This window comes from Chryseobacterium sp. 2TAF14 (assembly GCF_052115105.1).
GTDB lineage: Bacteria > Bacteroidota > Bacteroidia > Flavobacteriales > Weeksellaceae > Chryseobacterium.
In genome coordinates this window covers 1-1,454 of sequence record NZ_JBFRGA010000314.1, presented here as the reverse complement: position 1 = coordinate 1,454, position 1,454 = coordinate 1, and the positions used below count along the sequence as shown (strand labels likewise).

The 1,454-nt window shown below is 37.1% G+C and carries 1 protein-coding gene; it reads left to right on the top strand.

Annotated elements, in window-relative coordinates:
* A partial coding sequence (locus tag AB4Y90_RS17860; RefSeq protein ID WP_441558909.1) for an efflux RND transporter permease subunit occupies positions 1-1,454 on the top strand: 1,454 nt, incomplete at both ends.

The window sequence follows — 1,454 nt, the reverse complement described above, 5'->3', positions numbered from 1 at the left end:
AAACCGTGTTGCAAGAGCCAGCCCGTTGCTTCCGAGTGAGGTAACGCGTTCAGGAGTTGTTACTCAGAAACAGCAGACAAGTGCATTGATGTATTTATCTTTTTATTCTGAAAACAAAAATATCGATGACGTTTATCTTCAAAACTTTTTGAATATCAACGTTATTCCAAACCTTCAAAGGATTAATGGAGTAGGTGAAGCCAATGTTTTTGGTGGAAAAAATTACTCAATGAGAATCTGGCTTGACCCTGCAAAGCTTGCAGCTTACGGAATTACTCCAGCCGAAGTTACCAATGCAATCAATGATCAGAGTAGAGAAGCTGCTGCTGGATCTTTAGGACAAAACAGCGGAAGTTCTTTTGAATATATCATTAAATATGTTGGTAAATTCAGTGATAAAGAACAGTATGATGACATTATCATTAAATCTCTTCCGGATGGGCAGAATTTGATGCTGAAAGATGTTGCAAAAGTAGAATTGGGAGGTTTATCTTACAGTGGTGTTGGTGAAAACGGAGATTATCCGTCCATCAGTATGGGTGTATTCCAAACGCCGGGATCGAATGCTCAGGAAATTATTGAAAACATCAAAAAACAGCTTAAAGAAAACGAAAGTACTTATCCTGAAGGTGTAAAATACACATTTAACTTTGATACCAACGAATTCCTTGATGCATCTATCGAAAAAGTAATTCACACTTTGATTGAAGCTTTCATCCTTGTATTCATTGTAGTATATATTTTCTTACAGGATTTCAGATCAACATTAATCCCGGCAATTGCGGTTCCGGTATCAATTGTGGGAACATTTTTCTTCCTTAATCTTTTCGGATATTCGTTAAACCTATTAACGCTTTTCGCTTTGGTTTTAGCAATTGGTATTGTGGTAGATGATGCGATCGTCGTCGTCGAGGCAGTGCACGCCAAGATGGAGCACGGAATTTCCAATGCTAAAAAAGCAACGGTAGAAGCAATGGACGAAATTACAGGTGCGATTATTTCGATTACCTTGGTAATGGCGGCTGTATTTATTCCGGTTACATTTATTACAGGTCCTACCGGAGTATTTTATCAGCAGTTTGGGATTACCTTAATTATTGCGATCATTATTTCGGCGATTAATGCATTAACTTTAAGTCCGGTTTTATGTTCATTATTCTTAAAACCTCACGAAGAGCATCACGAAGATTATAAGAATAAAAATTTCATTCAGAAATTCTTTTATAAATTCAATATCGGTTTCAAAACAGCAACTGATCGTTACGGAAGAGGATTTAATTTCCTTATTAAACATAAATGGGTAACATTAGTAATTCTTGTTGTTACCGGAGGAATTATCTATTGGGCAAACGGAAGCATGAAAAAAGGTTTCGTACCTACAGAAGATAGAGGAATTATTTTTACAGACGTGCAGCTTCCTCCGGGAGCATCGATGGAAAGAACCTACAACGTTC